Source organism: Streptomyces sp. NBC_01176, from assembly GCF_045039825.1.
Classification (GTDB): domain Bacteria; phylum Actinomycetota; class Actinomycetes; order Streptomycetales; family Streptomycetaceae; genus Streptomyces.
This window is the reverse complement of the sequence record NZ_CP108600.1, coordinates 5499075-5516494: the sequence shown is the minus strand read 5'-3', so window position 1 is coordinate 5516494 and position 17420 is coordinate 5499075. Positions and strand designations below refer to the sequence as shown.

Below are 17420 nucleotides of genomic sequence, written 5' to 3'. Positions count from 1 at the left end.
GGTCCCCGGCGGAACCCCCCGGCCTGTGGACGACCGCCTCCGCGCCTCCCTAGAACGTCAGTACCGCCCGTGCCACCCGTCCCTCGTGGGCGTCCTGGGCCGCCTTGCCGAAGTCCTCGACCGGATACGTCCGGGTGACCAGTTCGTCGAGCAGCAGACGGCCCTCGCGGTAGAGGTCGGCGTAGAGGGCGATGTCGCGCTGGGGGCGGGACGAACCGTAGCGACAGCCGAGGATCGACTTGTCCAGGTACATCGCGGAGACGAGGAAGGACGCCTCGGCGGTGGCGGGCGGTACGCCGAGGAGGACCGCCTGGCCGTGGCGGTCCAGCAGGTCGATCGCCCGGCGGATGAGTTCGACGCGTCCGACGCACTCGAAGGCGTGGTCCGCGCCCGTGGGGAGGATCTCCCCGACGGCCTCGGTGGAGGTGAGGAAGTGGGTCGCGCCGAACCGGCGGGCCACCGCCTCCTTGGCCGGATTGGAGTCGACCGCGACGATCCGCAGGGCGCCCGCGATCCGGGCCCCCTGGATCACGTTGAGCCCGACGCCGCCCGTGCCGATCACGAGGACGCTCTCGCCGTGGCCCACCCGCGCGCGGTTCAGGACGGCTCCCACGCCCGTCACCACCCCGCAGCCGATCAGGGCGGCGGACGGCAGCGGGATGTCCTTCGGGATCCGGACGGCCTGGACCGCCTTCACCACCGTCCGTTCCGCGAAGGCCGAGTTGGAGGCGAACTGGTGGAGCGGCCGCCCGCCCCGCGCGAACGGCTGCCGCGGCATGCCGATCGCCTTGCGGCACATCGTCGGCCGCCCCCGGTCGCACTCCGCGCACGCGCCGCAGTTGGCGAGCGTGGACAGTGCGACATGGTCTCCGGGCCGGACATGGGTGACACCCGCGCCCACCGACTCGACGACCCCGGCGCCCTCATGGCCCAGCACCACGGGAACGGGGAAGGGTATGGTCCCGTCCACCACGGAGAGGTCGCTGTGGCAGAGCCCGGCCGCGGAGACGGCGACCAGCACCTCGCCGGGCCCCGGATCCCGTACCTCCAGGTCGTCCACGACCTGGGTCTGCCTGCCGTCGAAGATCACGCCTCGCATCGCACCGGCTCCCCTCTCGTCCCCGGGACTATCCCCGGGGTTCCTTCGGCAGACCGAGCACGCGCTCGGCGATGATCGTGCGCTGGATCTCGTCCGAGCCGCCGTAGATGGTGTCGGCCCGGCTGAAGAGGAACAGGTGCTGGAGCGGGTCGAGTTCGTACGGTGCCGCGGCCGACCAGTCCGCCGGGCCGGTCGCCGCCTCCGCTCCCCTCACCTGCACCGCGAGTTCACCGAGCCGCTGGTGCCAGCCGCCCCACAGCAGCTTGGCGACGCTCGGCGCGCCCACGTCGCCCGAACCGCCCAGCGTCCGCAGGGCGTTCCAGCGCATCGTGCGCAGCTCCGCCCACAGGCGCACCAGGCGGGCGCGGACGACCGGATCGTCGGCCGCGCCCGTCGCGACGGCCGTCTCGATCACGCGTCGCAGCTCCGCCGCGAAGCCGACCTGCTGGGCGAGCGTCGAGACGCCACGCTCGTGTCCGAGCAGGCTCATGGCCACCCGCCAGCCGTTGCCCTCGCCGCCGACGACGTGCTCGGCCCGCGCCCGCGCTCCGTCGAAGAAGACCTCGTTGAACTCGCTGGTGCCGGTGAGCTGGCGGATCGGCCGGACCTCGACGCGGCCCGGCTGGTCCATCGGGACGAGGAGCAGGGACAGGCCGTGGTGACGCGGGGCGTCCGGCCGGGTGCGGGCCAGGACGAAGCACCAGTCCGCCTCGTGGGCGAGCGAGGTCCAGATCTTCCGGCCGCTGACGCGGTACGTCCCCGAGGGCGCGGAGCCCTCTTCCCGTACGGCCGTCGTCCTGATGCCCGCGAGGTCCGAGCCCGCACCGGGCTCGCTGTAGCCCTGGCACCAGAGCTCCTCGCCGCGGGCGATCGGGGGGAGGAAGCGGGCCTTCTGCTCCGCCGTCCCATGGCCGATGAGGGTGGGGGCGAGGAGTTTCTCGCCGATGTGACCCGAGCGGGCGGGCGCCTTCGAACGGGCGTACTCCTCGGCCCAGACGACCTGCTGGGTCAGGCTCGCGCGCCGGTTCCCGTATCCGTCCTCGGGCCATCCGAGGCCGATCCAGCCGTCCCGTCCGAGCTCCCGTTCCCAGTCCCGGCGGCCCGGATCACCCGTGTGGTGCGCCGCCAGCCAGTCCCGTGCCGTACGCCGGAAGACCTCGTCCCCGGCATCGAATCCGAACTCCACGCGTCGTCCTCCCACTCGGCCGGCCCCACGGGCACCCCACGGGCACCCTCACGCGTTCGGCCGCGACTTCTCCGCCGCCGCCCGCGCCATCGCCTCCACCCGCTCCAGCAGCGGCATCGGATCCACCCCCACCGTGCCCGGCAGGAAGTCCGCGATCCGCTCCGGGGTCCAGGCGCCCTCCGCGTACCCGGCGCGCAGTTCCCGCGGCTGCGCCCACACCGCGATCTTCGGTCCGGCGATGGTGTACACCTGCCCGGTGATCCCTTCCTGCCGGGCGCGGTCCGACAGCAGGTAGACCACCAGCGCGGCGACGTCCTCCGGTTCGCCGATCTCCGCCAGTTCCATGGGGACGTTGGCCGACATGCGGGTGCGGGCGACCGGTGCGACCGCGTTCGCCGTCACCCCGTACTTGTGCAGGCCGAGAGCCGCGCTGCGGACCAGCGAGATGATCCCGCCCTTGGCCGCGCTGTAGTTGGCCTGTGCCACGGAGCCCTGGTGATTGCCGCTGGTGAAGCCGATCAGCGTTCCCGAGCCCTGGGTGCGCATGACGGCCGAGGCCGCCCGGAAGACGGTGAACGTGCCCTTCAGATGGGTGGCCACGACCGGGTCCCACTCCTGCTCGGACATGTTGAACAGCATCCGCTCGCGCAGGATCCCGGCCACGCACACGACTCCGTCGATCCGCCCGTACGCCGTGAGCGCCGCGTCGACGACGTGCTGCCCGCCCGCCATCGTGGAGATGTCGTCGGCGACCGCGACGGCTTCCCCGCCCGCCGCCTCGATCTCCTTGACCACGGCGTCGGCGACCGAACTCGTCGGCTCGGCGCCCTCGACCGAGACCCCGTAGTCGTTGACGACGACGCGCGCCCCCTCACCGGCCGCGGCGAGCGCGACGGCGCGGCCGATGCCGCGACCCGCCCCCGTCACGGCGACGACCTGGCCCGCCAAGAAGTTCCCCACGTCCGGCCCCTTCCCGCAGTTTCTGACGGTCCGTTAGATTCAACTCGGATTCTACGACCCGTCAGATACCTGGAGACAAGCCCTCGGGGAGGACTCATGTCAGCGCCGACGCTCCACCCGGCCTTCCACGAGATCGCGAAACGCGTGAACAACTGGGGGCGTTGGGGTGCGGACGACGAGATCGGGACCCTGAACCTCATCACCGACGAGGTGGTGCGCCGGGCCGCGGCGGACGTCCGCTCGGGGCGCCGCATCCCCCTCGCACTCCCCCTCCAGCAGGACGGGGTGCAGACCGGGATGATCCCCGGGCGGGTCAATCCGCTGCACGTCATGGTGCAGATCAACCAGGAGATCTTCGGCCCCGGCACCGTCGCGTGCAGCGACGACGCCGTGACCCTGGGGCTGCAGGCGGCGACCCACTGGGACGCGCTGACCCACGTCTCGCACTCGGGGAAGCTCTACAACGGCCGTCCGGCCGACACGATCACCCCGCACGGCGGCGCCGCGTTCGCCGGCATCGACAAGCCCCGGCACATCGTCTCGCGGGGCGTCCTGCTGGACGTCGCCCGCGCCCGGGGCGTCGACCGCCTCGACGGCGGGCACGCCGTGACCCCCGACGATCTGGACGCCGCCGAGGAACTGGCCCGCACCCGGGTGCGGGCGGGGGACATCGTGCTCGTACGGACCGGTCAGATCCAGGTCTATCTGGCGGGCGACAAGCACGGGTACGGATATCCGTCCCCCGGGCTCTCCGTCCGCACACCGGAGTGGTTCCACGCGCGCGAGGTCGCGGCCGTCGCGAACGACACCCTCACGTTCGAGATCTTCCCTCCCGAGATCGAGGACCTCTGGCTGCCCGTGCACGCGCTCGACCTGGTCGAGATGGGGATGTTGCAGGGGCAGAACTGGAATCTCGAAGAGTTGTCCACAGCCTGTGGACAAGAAGGGCGCTACTCCTTCCTGCTGTCGGCGATGCCCGAACCCTTCGTCGGCGGCACGGGCACGCCGGTCGCCCCCGTCGCCCTGCTGTAGGGGACACGGGGACACGGAGAGGAAACCGGGGAAAGGCGACGGAAGGCAACAGAAAGAGTCGACTGGCGGCGCGCCACTGCTCGCCCCGAGCACGGCAACGCGCGCCGCCATCCGGCTCCGGCGCGCCCGCCCTGCCCCGCAAGACCCCTTGGGAGCCGACGCCGAATCGCGACCCGCACTCGCCAAGGGCTCCCGTCACCGGAACCCTCGCCGTCCCCTCGCGGCGCATCGCTACCCATAAGCGTGATCAAACGGACACGTCACGTCAACACCCGTTCGGGGGATTATCACTTATGCGCCCTTTGTGTCGGCGCGCAGAGAAGCACAGCCCGGCGCATTGGGCTCGGCCCGCTGCCGGCGACCCGGGATTCCTGCATACATGCACGAACCGGGTACGCGTCAGACGGCCTCGTAGGCCTCGTAGGCGAAGCCCTGGTAGGTCACGTACGCGGCTGAGGCCCTCGCCGCCGTCGTACAGCGGTCCACCTCGCACCAGATGCTCTTGCCGACGCCCTCGGGGTTCCAGCCCCAGCGATCCGCGAGTCCGTCGACCAGCTCCAGGCCGCGGCCGTTGGTCTCGTCACCCTCCGCATGCCGGGGCCGCGGGGGGCAGTCACTGGAGTCGGCCACCTCCAGGCGGACCGTGCCCAGCGACTCACCGGGGACGCCCGGCAGGGAAAGCCGCAGCACGGCCGGACACCCGGTGTGCACCACGGCGTTGGTGACGAGTTCGGAGACGAGCAGGATCAGCGTCTCGGCGAGCGGCTCGTCGGCCTCTATGCCTGATCCGGCGAGCCTCGACCGGGCCCATCTCCGGGCTCGCCCCACCTCCGCGGGGTCGGGCCGGATCTCCAGCTGCACTTGAAGCACCTGCACCGCTCACACCATCCGAACCGGCGGACACATCGCCTCGCGCCTCACGAGGGCCACGATCGTGGCCATGGACTGCATGACCAGAACCAGGATCACAGAACGTGATTCCCTTGAGAGACAGCATGGTTGACGTACAGTCACCCCAACAAGCGCTTCGGGCATATTCCAGCGCGAAGGAGTACGCGTGCGGGATACTGTGCGACGCTCGCCACGGGGAGTCGAACAGGCGGTCACGGGGTCCCGGACCGCCTCGCGAACGGCGAGCATCGCCGGATCCGGCGCGGCCTCAGGGGCAACACCGGGATGGCTCAGTCTCGGAACCACTCGCATCCCACACAAGGTACCCGAGCCCGGCGCCGACTCCAGGCCGTGACAAGTCACGCGTAGGACACAACCCGGTATCAACGCTCTGTGATGCCCATATGCCACGATCGGTGACATTCGGCGCGGCCCGTTCCGCGGCGTGCCTGGACAGAGCCTCATCGGCCCGCTCCGGCCACCAGATCGTCCGCCAGCAAATCCTCACTCTCCGTGGTCGAGCCGCCTCGTCGGGTCCGCACCCAGGCCCTCTTGAGATAGAGATGGACGTCGGACTCCCAGGTGAAGCCCATACCGCCGTGCACCTGGAGGCAGTCGCGGGCGCCGCGCACGGCGGCGTCGTCGGCGAGCAGCCGGGCGGTCGCGATGTCCATGGGGTCCGCGGTCACGGCGGCCGCGTAGACCGCGGCCCGGGCCAGCTCCACCCGCACCAGCATCTGCGCGCACAGGTGCTTGACCGCCTGGAAGGCCCCGATCGGCTGCCCGAACTGCTCGCGGGTCCGGGCGTGTTGCACCGCCGTCTCGCAGGTCCGTGCGGCGTTGCCGAGCTGTTCGGCGGCGGTGAGGAGGGTGGCGAGGAGATCCGGGGGGCGAGGAGGCCCGGTAGGGCTGATGGGGCTGGTGTCATCCATGAGGTCGGCATGGCCGGTGGGAGCGGCGGGGAAGCCGCCGGGGACCCGGTGCAGCGGTGTCAGCGGGTCCACCGAGGTGAGCGGTACGGCACCGGCGGCGCCGTCTCCGGCCGGGCCCCCCGCGCCGTCCCGTACGGCGTCGGACTCGTCCAGCCATTCCACGAGGCCGCCGTACACGGCGGTGACCACCGTCTCTCCGGTCGCCGCCCCGGCCACCTCGCCGGCCGCGAGATGCGTCGCGACCAGGGGGCCCGGGAGCAGCACCCGGCCCGCCTCCTCGAACGCCAGTACCGTCTCGGGCAGCCCGAGTCCGACACCGCCGTCCGCCTCCGGCAGCCGCAGCGAGAAGAAGCCCGCCTCACCCAGCTCCCGCCACAGTGCCCGGTCGAGGCCCCGGCCGCCGCGGGCCACCGCCGCCCGCAGGGCCTCCGGCCCGAAACGGCCCGCCAGCAGTTCCCGTACGCCGGCCCGCAAGGCGCGCTGGTCGTCGGTGAGTTGGAAGTCCACGGAGTGAGTTCACCGCCCTTTCGGCAGACCCAGGATGCGTTCGGCCACGATGTTGCGCTGGATCTGCGAGGTGCCGGCCGCGATGGTGTACGACAGGGAGGTGAGGCGATCGCGGGTCCACTCCCGCTCCAGGTCCAGAGCCTCGGGGCCGAGGACCTCGGCGGCGGCGTCGTACAGCTCCTGGCGCGCGTGCGAGTACCGCAGCTTGAAGACCGAGCCGCCGACGCCCGGCACTCCCCCCGTCCGCTCCGCCTCGCTCACGTTCCACTGGGTGAGCCGCCACAGCGCGCGGAACTCCGCGTTGAGCCTGCCCAGCCACCGCCGCAGCACCGGATCGTCCCAGCGGCCGTTGCCGCGCGCCGCGTGGGCGAGTTCGCCCAGGACCCGCCGGCACGCCACGACCTCGCCGACGAAGGCGGTGCCGCGCTCGTACGACAACGTCACCATCGTCACGCGCCAGCCGTCGTTCTCGGCGCCGACGCGGTGGGCGACCGGTATCCGCACCTCGTCGAGGAAGACCTCCGCGAACTCGGCCGACCCCGCGAGCGTGCGCAGCGGGCGAACGGTGATCCCGGGGGCGTCCATGGGCATCGCGAGCCAGGAGATGCCCCGGTGTCTGGGCGCGGCCGGGTCGGTGCGCACCAGCAGTTCGCACCAGTCGGCGACCTCCGCGTGGGACGTCCAGATCTTGGATCCGCTCACCACGTAGTCGTCGCCGTCCCGCCACGCGCGCGTGCGCAGCGCCGCGAGGTCCGAGCCCGCGTCCGGCTCGCTGAACCCCTGGCACCAGACCTCCTCGCCGCGCAGCACGGGCGGCAGCCAGCGCGCCCGCTGCTCGGTGGTCCCTTCGGCGGCGATGGTCGGCCCGGCGTGCAGCAGCCCGACGAAATTGGCCCCTACGTAGGGGGCGCCCGCCTTCTCCGTCTCCTCCAGGTAGATGAGGTGCTGGACCGGCGTGGCTCCCCGGCCCCCGGCGTCGAGGGGCCAGTGCAGTCCGGCGTACCCGGCGTCGTACAGCGTCCGCTGCCACCCGAGGTCGTACGCGCGCCGGCCGGGCCAGTCGTCGGCGGAGGGTTTCGGGGGCAGCGCCGGGAGCGTCTTGGCGAGCCACTCGCGCAGCCGGGCCCGGAACTCCTCCTCCTCGGCGGTGTACGTGAGGTCCACGGGCCGGCTACCTGTCGAGGTCGAGGTCCAGCATGCGGATCGCGTTGCCGCGCATCAGCTTGTGGACCGTCTCGTCGTCGAGGCCCTTCACGTGGTCGAGGGCGACCTCCTTGGTGTGCGGGAAGGTCGAGTCGACGTGCGGGTAGTCGGTCTCGAAGGTGGCGTTGTCGCGGCCGACGACGTCCAGGGACGCGACGCCGTGCTTGTCGCGGAAGAAGCAGCAGAAGATCTGGCGGTAGTAGTACGTCGACGGGGGCTCCGGGACGAGGTCCTTGACGCCGCCCCAGGCGCGGTGCTCCTCCCAGACGTCGTCGGCGCGTTCCAGGGCGTACGGGATCCAGCCCATCTGGCCTTCGGAGTAGGCGAGTTTGAGGCGCGGGAACTTCACCAGGACGCCGCTGAAGAGGAAGTCCATCATCGAGGCCATCGCGTTGTTGAAGGACAGCGACGCCTGGACGGCGGGCGGCGCGTCCGGGGAGGCGGCGGGCATCTGGCTGCTGCTCCCGATGTGCATGTTCACGACCGTGCCGGTCTCCTGGCAGACCGCAAAAAACGGGTCCCAGTGGCCGGAGTGGATGGAGGGCAGGCCCAGATGGGTGGGGATCTCGGAGAAGGTCACCGCCCGCACGCCGCGCTCCGCGTTGCGCCGGATCTCCGCGACGGCCAGGTCGATGTCCCACAGCGGGATGAGGCAGAGCGGGATCAGCCGGCCGCCGCTGTCACCGCACCACTCCTCGACCATCCAGTCGTTGTAGGCGCGCACGCAGGCCAGCGCCACCTCCTTGTCGTGCGCCTCGGCGAAGGTCTGGCCGCAGAAGCGCGGGAAGGTCGGGAAGCAGAGGCTGGCCTCGACGTGGTTGAGGTCCATGTCCTTGAGGCGCTCGGCGGGGTCCCAGCAGCCGCGCCGCATCTCCGCGCGGGTGATGCCCTCCAGGGTCATCTCGTCGCGGTCGAAGCCGACGGCGGCGATGTTGCGCTTGTACGGGAACTTGAGGTCCTCGTAGATCCACCAGTCGGTGGGCGGCCCGTCCGGGTCCATCGTGATCCGGTACTTGCCGGCGACGTAGGCGAGCTCGCCGATGCCGGCCGTGAGGGGCTTGGGCCCGCGGTCCCGGTACTTCGCCGGCAGCCAGGTCTCGAAGAGGTGCGCGGGCTCGATCACGTGGTCGTCGACGCTGACGATCCGCGGCAGTTCCGTCATGGGTGGCCTCCGCCTGGCATACGTATCTGATGACCCGTCAGATAGCAGGCTAGCTCCGCGCCTATGGACCGACAAGGCGGTGCGGCCTACGCTCCGCATGGATCTGACAACCCGTCAGCTACAGGGGGCCGTCGTGAACGACACCGCACACGCTCTGGGCGCCTCGCGCACCCTCTGGGAACTGGTCGACCGCCGCGCCGACCTCACCCCCGGCCGGCCCGTCCTCCTCCAGGGCGACCGCGCGCTGAGCTTCGGCGCCCTGCGGGAGCGGGCCGAGCGGGTGGCGGCGGGCCTGTACGACCGGGGCGTACGCCCCGGCACGGTGGTCGCCTGGCAGCTGCCCACCCGCATCGAGACCGCCGTGCTGTCCTTCGCGCTGGCGCGGCTGGGCGCGGTCCAGTCCCCCGTGATCCCCTTCTACCGGGACCGCGAGGTCGGCTTCGCGCTGCGGGAGTCCCGGGCCGAGTACTTCGCCGTACCGGGTGAGTGGCGGGGCTTCGACCACACGGCGATGGCCCGACGGCTCGGCGCGAAGGGCGTCTTCGAGGCGTACGACGCGCTGCCGGACGGTGATCCCGGCGTCCTCCCGCCACCGCCGGCGGACGGCACCTCCGTGCGCTGGATCTACTGGACCTCGGGCACCACCTCCGACCCCAAGGGCGTCCTGCACACCGACCGTTCGCTGATCGCGGGCGGCTCCTGTCTGGCGCACGCGCTGCGGCTGTCGGCCGAGGACGTGGGCTCGATGGCCTTCCCGTACGCGCACATCGCCGGGCCCGACTACACCGTGATGCTGCTGCTGTACGGATTCCCCGCGGTGATGTTCGAGCACTTCTCGCTGCCCGCCGCGCTGGAGGACTACCGCGCGCACGGAGTGACGGTGGCGGGCGGTTCGACGGCCTTCTACTCGATGTTCCTGGCCGAGCAGCGCAAGCAGCCGGGGCGGCCGGTGATCCCCACGCTGCGGCTGCTGGCGGGCGGCGGAGCGCCCAAGCCGCCCGAGGTCTACCACCGTGTCGTACGGGAGATGGGCGTCCAGCTCACCCACGGGTACGGGATGACCGAGGTCCCGATGATCACCATGGGGGCGCCGGACGACACCGCCGAGAACCTGGCGACCACGGAGGGCAGACCTCCGGAGGGCATGGAGATACGGATCGTGGACGGGGAGGTACGGCTGCGCGGGGAGGCCGTCTGTCAGGGATACCTGGATCCGGCGCAGACCGCCGAGGCCTTCGACGGGGAGGGCTTTCTGATCACGGGTGACGTGGGGCATCTGACGGAGAGCGGGCACCTCGTCCTGACCGGCCGGCTGAAGGACGTCATCATCCGCAAGGGCGAGAACATCTCGGCGAAGGAGATCGAGGATCTGCTGCACCGGCACCCGGCCGTCGGTGACGTCGCGGTGATCGGGCTGCCGGACGCCGAACGCGGGGAACGGGTCTGCGCGGTGGTCGAACAGCCGCCCGGGGCGGCGCCGCTGACGCTCGCGGCCGCGGTCGCGTACCTGCGCGCGGAAGGGCTCTCCGTGCACAAGCTGCCGGAGCAGCTGGAGGTGTTGGAGGCCCTTCCGCGCAACGAGACGCTGCGGAAGGTGCTGAAGTACCGGCTCCGGGAGCGGTTCTCGGGGCCGTCCGGGCCGGCGGGGGCTACTCCGGCACCGTGAAGTAGCGGGCGAAGGCGGTCACGACCTCGGACTCGCCGATCCGGCCGTCGGCGTCCGTGTCGAGGGCCCCGGCGGCCAGGGCGGCGATCTCGTCGCTCACGCCCAGGGCCCTGAGCACGCGCTCGGCGTCCTCGACCGTGGCCGCTCCGTCCCCGTCGGTGTCCGCGACGGCGAGGGCCGCGTGCAGAAAGGGGCGGGCGATCTCCCCGAAGCGGTCGGGATTGTCCCGCAGCCGCTTCACGGCGCCGTTCACGAACTCCTGCCGGTTGATGCGCTGGTCTCCGTCACGGTCCGCTATCCCCGCCATGCCCTGCCAGAACGCCTCCGCGCCCACGTACAGGGCCTGGCCCTTGTCGGACCGGGCCGCGGTACCGAACTCGGCGAGGACGGACTTCGCCGCCGCGTTGAAGTCCTCCCGGTCGATGTAGCCGTTGCCGTCCTGGTCGAAGCCTGCGAAGCGGGCGGCAATCCTGCGTTCGTACTCGGTACTGACCATGGTCTTCTCGGACCGCCTTACAACTCAGCCGGACTCTGTGCCGGACTGCGGGTTCACCTGGCAGGGAGCGTACGACGACCCGGCCGCGAAGGGAGCCGGAAAACGACGCTTGTACCAAGACCGCAGGAATTCTTGGACAACTCCGCGGCGCACCGCGCCGCCGATCGGACAGGGGGCGTGGCCCGGGGGACTTCACGCCGAGAGCGGGCTCGACTCCTCGTCGACGGCCGTGAGGGCGTCCGGATAGACGTCGAAGAGACGGCGGACGCCGAGGGCCGCGAGGACCCGGTTGACGTGCGAACCGTCGGCGGCACCCTGGGCCGGCAGGATCAGGCGCAGCCGGCCCTGACAGGAGCGCACCAGCCGGCGGGTGGCGATCAGGACGCCGACACCGCTGGAGTCGCAGAAGAGGACCTCGGAGAGGTCGAGGACCAGGCTGCGGCGCCCTTCCGCCACCGCGTCGTGCACCCGCTGGCGCAGCACCGGTGACGTCGCGAGATCCATCTCGCCCGACACCCGGAGCACGGCCCATCCGCCCAGTTCGCCGTCGGTCACCTTGAGCGTCACCGCGTCGCCTCTCGCTCGCCTCGCCCACCAGGAAACGGAAGCAGTTCCTACGCTTCCTTTCAGCGCGGCTGCCCAACCGTCGTTCCATGAAACACCGGACCGCGATCGATGAAACGTCGGTCTACGGTCGAAAATGCTGAACGAGCGAACTGTTTCGGTCGCATGTCGGTCACGTACGGTCTTATTCGATCGGATGTGCGGGGGGAAGTGAGGGCTTTTACCATTCCCGGGCCGCCCAGGGGCGCACGTTGGCGTAAAGGGGCGTGCGCTGTCCTGAGTGCCGACTACATTCGAGACAGCGATGCGCACAGGCTGGACACGAGCAGACACACCGGGCACGAGCAGGGGTGAGGGGGCCGTATGGCGGCGAAGGACGCACCGCCCCGCTGGGACCGCAAGATGCAGCAGCGGCTCGCACGCGGGGAGGCGGCGGCGCTCGGTGAGCTCTACGACCGGTTCGCCTCGCTGGTGCACGGCCTCGCGCACCGCGTGCTCGGCGACGAACGGGCCGCCGACGGGATCACCCGCGAGGTGTTCGTCCATGTCTGGGAGAACCCCGAGTCGTACGACCCGAAGCAGGGCCCGCTGCGCTCCTGGGTCGCCACACTGACCCATCGGCTCGCCGTGCAGCGGCTGCGCGCGACCGAGACCGCCGCGCTCGCCCTGGAGGGCGGGGGCACCACCGAGGAGCTGGAGCGCAAGGTGCGCAGTGCGTCCGTCGCCGCCCGCGCGGACTACATCGTCACGTCCATGCCCACCCCGCTGCGGGCCGCGCTGGACCTGGCGTACTTCCAGCGCCGCGACTACCGCCAGGCCGCCGCCGACCTCGGCGTCACCGAGGACGAGGCCCGGCGCCGGCTCCGCCTCGGTCTGCAACTGCTGTCCACCGCCCACGACGCCGGGTCCTCCGGCACGCCGCCCGGGTTCGGGGGTGCGCGGTGACCGAAGGAGCGGGCCGGTCCGACGCCTTCGACGAGCACGAGGGCGGCAAGGGGTCACAGGAGCGCGTGGAGCACGTGGATCATTCGGAGCGCGTAGAGCACTCGGAGCACTCGGAGCACTCGGAGAGGGAGCGGCGGGGGAAGGAACACGAGACGTCGCACGAGGGGAAGAGCCGTGGTCCCGCTGGTTCCGAAGGCGGTGACAGCGATGTCGGCGATGCCCGCGGTGACGGTGTCGGGGGCGCCCGTGCCCGGGACGCCGGGGGCCGCGGCGCCGGGGACCACGGCGCCGGGGACCACGGCGGTTCGGGCGGTTCCGCCGGGACCGGACAGCCGTCGCGCATACCGACACCGCGTCCGTCCGTCGAGGACACCGGACTGCCCCTGCCCGCGCCCGTGCCGCTCGTCCTGGAGCACCGGGTGCTGAAGTCCCTGCTCGGCGCGTGGGCGCTGGCCGCGTGTTCGGGGGAGGAGACCGCCGCGGTCGAGGAGCACCTCGGGGAGTGCGGCGCGTGCGCGGACGAGGCGCTGCGGCTGCGCGGGGCGGTCGGGCTGCTGCACCCGCCGGAGAGCCTCGACCTCGACCCCGCGCTGCGCACCCGGGTCCTGGAGAGCTGCCTCGACCGGCGTCCGCCGCGCATCCCGGTGCCCGAGTGGGCGGCACCCTACGACGCGGAGACCGCGCGGCTCGACGCGCTGCTTCAGGACATAGCGGACGCGGAGTGGCATGCCCCGGTGCGGCTGCGCTGGTTCGAGGACGACGGGCCCGTGAGCCGTCGCACGACGGTCGCCGGGGTGATCGCGCATCTGCTCAGCGTGGACGGGCTGGTCGGGGTCGCGCTGGGACTGGACGACCCGCTCGGCGGGACCGCCGCGCGAGTACGGGCCGAGACCGAGGCCGCCGCCGCGGCGGCCGGGGAGGCGGCGGGGCTGGACCTGCCCGCGCCGGAGGCCGCGACGCCCACCGGGCGCACGGAGGCCTACTGGCGTGCCTCGCACTTCCCGCCCACCCGGGCCGTGCGCAGGCCCTGGCGGGAGCAGAGCCACCATCTCGTCCGTACGGTGGCGTTCGCGGGCGGGGGTTCCGGGCGGCTCGCCGTGTCCTACGGCGGCTTCGCGCTGCCGCTCCGTGACTCGATGCTGGACCGGGCCTTCGAGTGCTGGGTGCACGCCGGGGACATCGCGGACGCGGTGGACTATCCGTACGAGCCGCCGGCGCCGCGGCATCTGCACCGGATGATCGACCTCGCGGCGCGGATGCTGCCCGTGTCGCTGGCCGAGCGGCGGCGGGTGGGGCGGGCGGCTCCGGCGTCGCGTCATCTGGTCGCGGCGGGGGCGCCCGGGCGCAGTCTCCGGCTGGAGATCGAGGGGGCCGGGGGCGGGGAGTGGCTGATTCCGCTCGACTCGCCGGCCGCTGAGGCGTCCGCCGAGCACGAGGTCGCTCATGTCGCGCTGGACGGAGTGGAGTTCTGCCGGCTGGCGGCCGGGCATGTGTCGCCGGAGGAGGCCGCGGCGGGGCAGGTCGGTGACCGGGAGGCGATCAGGGATGTGCTGTTCGCTGCGGCGGCGTTGAGCCGGATGTAGGCGCCGGGGGCGGTTCTCGCCCCCGCCGCCCCTACCCGACCCGTCCTGTCCCTGGGGCTCCGCCCCAGGCCCCGCCAAGGGGCTGCGCCCCCTGGACCCCCGCTTCGCCCGAAGGGCTCGTCCTCAAACGCCGGACGGGCTGAAAGACATGACCCCGGCCGGAACCATGCAGCACACGCCGAGATCTCCAGCGCGGGCCCGCATCTCCGCCCGTCCGGCGTTTGAGGACGAGGCCGTTCAGGCCGAAGCGGAGGTCCGGGGGCGGCAGCCCCCGGGCAGGAGCCGCCCGAGCTACGCGAAGACGACCGTGCGGCGGCCGTTCAGGAGGATCCGGCGTTCCGCGTGCCACTTCACCGCACGCGCCAGCGCCCGGCACTCCACGTCCCGGCCGAGCGCGACGAGCTGGTCGGGGGTCACGTCGTGGGCGACCCGCTCGACCTCCTGCTCGATGATCGGCCCCTCGTCGAGGTCCGCGGTGACGTAGTGCGCGGTGGCGCCGATGAGCTTCACGCCCCTGGCATGCGCCTGGTGATACGGCTTGGCGCCCTTGAAGCTCGGCAGGAAGGAGTGGTGGATGTTGATGATCCGGCCGCTGAGCTGCTTGCACAGGTCGTCGGAGAGCACCTGCATGTAGCGGGCCAGGACGACCAGTTCGACGTCCTCGGCCCTGACCAGCTCCAACAGCTCCGCCTCGGCCTGCGCCTTGGTGTCCCTGGTCACCGGAATGTGACGGAAGGGAATGTTGTACGAGTTCACCAGCTCGGCAAACTCCGTGTGGTTGGACACCACGGCCGCGATCTCGACGGGCAACGCCCCGGTCCGCGCCCGGAACAGCAGGTCGTTCAGGCAGTGGCCGAACTTGCTGACCATGAGGACGATGCGCATCTTGTCCTCGGCCCGGTGGATCTGCCAGTCCATGTGGAAGGAGTCACCGATGGCCGCGAAGGTCGCCCGCAGCTTGTCCACGGTCACCGGCGACTCCGCCGAGAAGTGGACGCGCATGAAGAACAGGCCCGTGTCGTGGTCGCCGAACTGCTGACTGTCCTCGATGTTGCAGCCGGTCATGAAGAGGTAGCTCGACACGGCGTGCACGATCCCCTTCTTGTCCGGGCAGAAGAGGGTCAGGACGTACTGCTCGGCGGGCTCGGCGGCGCGCACGGACTGCTCGTTCATGCGGCACAGGGTTTCATACCGGGGCCCCGCGACGGACGACCGTCCCGCCACGCGGACGCCCGCGCCGAAGCGCTACACCGCGCGCGTCATGATCCGCAGTACCTCCAGCGTCCGCGGCGGGACATCGGGGTCCTCGCCGTCGCTCGAGGCCAGCCGGACATGCGCGTCACGCGCCGCCCGCACCGCCTCCGGCCAGGCGGCGTGGTCGACGTACGCGGAGACGGGAGCGTCGGGGCCGACCTGGTGCATGATCCGCAGGACGCGGAGCACCGCGGTGTCGACGAGGGCCGCCTCCTGGGAGTCCCGGAAGATCGTGCCGACGTATTTCTCGGCGGACCAGTTGTCCAGCCAGGTGTCCTCGACCAGCCGGTACACGGCATCGGTGACGTCCCCGTATCCGTCGACGCCGGCCAGCCAGACATCACGCTGGAAGGCGGGGTCGGAGAGCATGTGCAGCGCGGAGCGCACATTGCTGCGCCAGCGCCACCACGGCATGTCGTTCAGTGGCATGCCGCCCATGGTGGGGGAGCGACGGCCGCGACGGGAAGAGTTCTCCGAACCTTGCACGGTCACCGATCGTACGTTCCTCATGAAAAGCAGATCATCCGCCCCTCCCCTTCACCTCGATGTCACCCGGCGTTGACCGCGGGTCACACGCGGGTTAGTGATGTGGGGGAATCGTGCGTGTCCATGACCGGCAGGCGACGCACCCGCACCACCCCGCCCACTCACCCCCGACGCGCCAGAGCCTGGCTGCTGTCCGCGGCCGCGCTGGCCGCGTGTGCCTCGCTCGCCGTCGGCTGTGGTGTCGTGCCCGGTGTCCTGGGGGGTTCCGGGGACGACACCATCAAGGTGATGACCTGGGCTCCTCAGGACACCGCCGCGACCAACAAGCCGGGCATGCCCGCGCTGGCCGAGGCCTACGCCCGCTGGGTGAACGCGCACGGTGGCATCAAGGGCCACAAGCTCACGGTCCTGACCTGCAACGACCACAACGACACGGTGGGGGCCGCGCAGTGCGCCCGGCGGGCGGCCAAGGAGGACGTGGTCGCTGTCGTCGGCTCGTACAGTCAGCACGCCCGCTCGTTCCTGGCTCCGCTCGAGGCCGCCGGCATCCCGTACATCGGCGGCTACGGCGTCACCGACGACGAGTTCACGAGCCCGGATTCCTACCCGATCAACGGCGGCGCGCCCGCGCTGCTGGCCGGCCTCGGGGAGCAGCTCGGCACGAAGTGCGGCCCGGTGTCGCTGATCCGTCCCGACACCGTCGCGGGCGACCAGCTCCCGGTGCTGCTCGACTCGGGCCTCAAGTCGGAGCACCACGCGCCCGCCGAGGACCAGCGCGCCGCCGAGGACGCGACCGAGTACTCCGGGCAGGCCAAGCGCGCTCTCGAGCGCGCGACCGCGAACCCGCAGAGCACCGGGTGCGTGGTCACGGCGCTGGGGGACCGCACGGACACCTTCATGGACTCCTTCCGGCGCAGCCGCGGGGACTATCCGAAGGTGGGGACGGGCACGGTGCTCGGCAGCGTCGACCAGTCACGGATCGACGCCAGCGGCGGGAAGTCCGGCCCGTACGAGGGCGCGTACGTCACCGGCTGGTACCCGGTGGCCAGCGATGCGCGCTGGGACCCGATGCGCAAGGTCATCAAGGAGCAGGCCTTCGGCGACAACCGGATCGACCCCGCGGACGCCGGGGTGCAGACCACCTGGATCGCGTACAACGTGTTCAAGCAGATCGTGGAGTCGCTCGGCGGCGACGTGACCTCGAGCGCGATCCGGCAGACCCTCGACAACGGCCTCAAGGTGACCACGGGCCGGCTCACCCCGACGCTCAGCTGGCGCTTCGAGGACCTGATCGCGGCCGTCGACTTCCCGCGCCTGGTCAACGCCCATGTCACGTTCCAGGTGGTGCGGCAGGGTCAGCTGGTCCCCGCCGGCGACGGCAGATTCGAGGACGTGTCGACGACACTGGAGAACGCGGACCAGCACTGAAACGCCTGGGGCCCGCCCCGCCGGAT

General features: G+C 71.6%; 16 protein-coding genes. 5 read left to right on the top strand and 11 right to left on the bottom strand.

Translation table 11 applies throughout. The annotated features are described in order from the left end of the window. Positions 1–49 precede the first annotated feature (49 nt). The 3 genes from OG199_RS23830 to OG199_RS23820 are packed head-to-tail and all read right to left on the bottom strand — an operon-like array spanning position 50 to position 3245. Entirely contained in the window at positions 50–1099 is a 1050-nt protein-coding gene (locus OG199_RS23830; protein WP_405831163.1) for a Zn-dependent alcohol dehydrogenase, read from the bottom strand. Positions 1100–1127: 28 nt separating this feature from the next. Further along, on the bottom strand, positions 1128–2285 hold the full coding sequence (locus OG199_RS23825) for an acyl-CoA dehydrogenase family protein (RefSeq protein WP_356800704.1): 1158 nt from the start codon (positions 2283–2285) through the stop codon (positions 1128–1130). Positions 2286–2333: 48 nt separating this feature from the next. Further along, positions 2334–3245, bottom strand: coding sequence for an SDR family oxidoreductase (locus tag OG199_RS23820; protein WP_405831161.1), 912 nt, complete (start codon positions 3243–3245; stop codon positions 2334–2336). Positions 3246–3341: 96 nt separating this feature from the next. Here OG199_RS23820 and OG199_RS23815 point away from each other — a divergent pair, with 96 nt between their 5' ends. After that, positions 3342–4277, top strand: a complete 936-nt coding sequence (locus OG199_RS23815; RefSeq protein ID WP_405831159.1) for a cyclase family protein — start codon at positions 3342–3344, stop codon at positions 4275–4277. 399 nt (positions 4278–4676) lie between these two features. Here OG199_RS23815 and OG199_RS23810 read toward each other — a convergent pair whose 3' ends face one another. The 4 genes from OG199_RS23810 to OG199_RS23795 form a co-directional block, all read right to left on the bottom strand. Then, entirely contained in the window at positions 4677–5153 is a 477-nt protein-coding gene (locus OG199_RS23810) for an ATP-binding protein (protein WP_266699883.1), read from the bottom strand. 476 nt (positions 5154–5629) lie between these two features. Next, entirely contained in the window at positions 5630–6607 is a 978-nt protein-coding gene (locus OG199_RS23805; protein WP_405831157.1) for an acyl-CoA dehydrogenase family protein, read from the bottom strand. A 9-nt stretch (positions 6608–6616) separates the two neighbouring features. Further along, a complete protein-coding gene (locus OG199_RS23800) occupies positions 6617–7771 on the bottom strand; it encodes an acyl-CoA dehydrogenase (RefSeq protein ID WP_401800409.1) in 1155 nt (384 codons plus the stop codon). 7 nt (positions 7772–7778) lie between these two features. After that, complete coding sequence (locus tag OG199_RS23795) at positions 7779–8972, bottom strand: amidohydrolase family protein (protein WP_356800699.1); 1194 nt, start codon at positions 8970–8972, stop codon at positions 7779–7781. A gap of 133 nt (positions 8973–9105) precedes the next feature. Here OG199_RS23795 and OG199_RS23790 point away from each other — a divergent pair, with 133 nt between their 5' ends. Beyond that, entirely contained in the window at positions 9106–10638 is a 1533-nt protein-coding gene (locus tag OG199_RS23790; protein WP_405831155.1) for a class I adenylate-forming enzyme family protein, read from the top strand. Here the strand turns inward: OG199_RS23790 and OG199_RS23785 are convergent. Next, the gene (locus tag OG199_RS23785) at positions 10622–11134 is read right to left on the bottom strand and encodes an EF-hand domain-containing protein (protein WP_356800697.1); all 513 of its coding nucleotides are present in this window, start codon (positions 11132–11134) and stop codon (positions 10622–10624) included. The genes OG199_RS23790 and OG199_RS23785 overlap by 17 nt on opposite strands. Positions 11135–11326: 192 nt before the next feature. Then, positions 11327–11701 (bottom strand): STAS domain-containing protein, encoded by a 375-nt coding sequence (locus OG199_RS23780; protein ID WP_148008956.1) that lies wholly within the window; start codon positions 11699–11701, stop codon positions 11327–11329. 360 nt (positions 11702–12061) lie between these two features. Here OG199_RS23780 and OG199_RS23775 point away from each other — a divergent pair, with 360 nt between their 5' ends. Further along, complete coding sequence (locus tag OG199_RS23775; RefSeq protein ID WP_356800696.1) at positions 12062–12643, top strand: sigma-70 family RNA polymerase sigma factor; 582 nt, start codon at positions 12062–12064, stop codon at positions 12641–12643. After that, positions 12640–14226 carry a zf-HC2 domain-containing protein gene (locus OG199_RS23770; protein WP_405831153.1) on the top strand — a complete coding sequence of 529 codons (1587 nt, stop codon included), beginning with the start codon at positions 12640–12642 and terminating at the stop codon, positions 14224–14226. Before OG199_RS23775 ends, OG199_RS23770 begins: the two co-directional genes overlap by 4 nt. A 291-nt stretch (positions 14227–14517) precedes the next feature. Here the strand turns inward: OG199_RS23770 and purU are convergent, their stop codons facing one another. Then, a complete protein-coding gene (purU, locus tag OG199_RS23765) occupies positions 14518–15399 on the bottom strand; it encodes a formyltetrahydrofolate deformylase (protein WP_405831151.1) in 882 nt (293 codons plus the stop codon). A gap of 72 nt (positions 15400–15471) precedes the next feature. Continuing rightward, positions 15472–15972, bottom strand: a complete 501-nt coding sequence (locus OG199_RS23760; RefSeq protein ID WP_356800693.1) for an SCO4402 family protein — start codon at positions 15970–15972, stop codon at positions 15472–15474. Between the two features lie 117 nt (positions 15973–16089). On the opposite strand from OG199_RS23760, the gene OG199_RS23755 reads away from it, so the two are divergent. Next, positions 16090–17394, top strand: coding sequence for an ABC transporter substrate-binding protein (locus tag OG199_RS23755; RefSeq protein WP_356800692.1), 1305 nt, complete (start codon positions 16090–16092; stop codon positions 17392–17394). Positions 17395–17420: the final 26 nt, after the last annotated feature.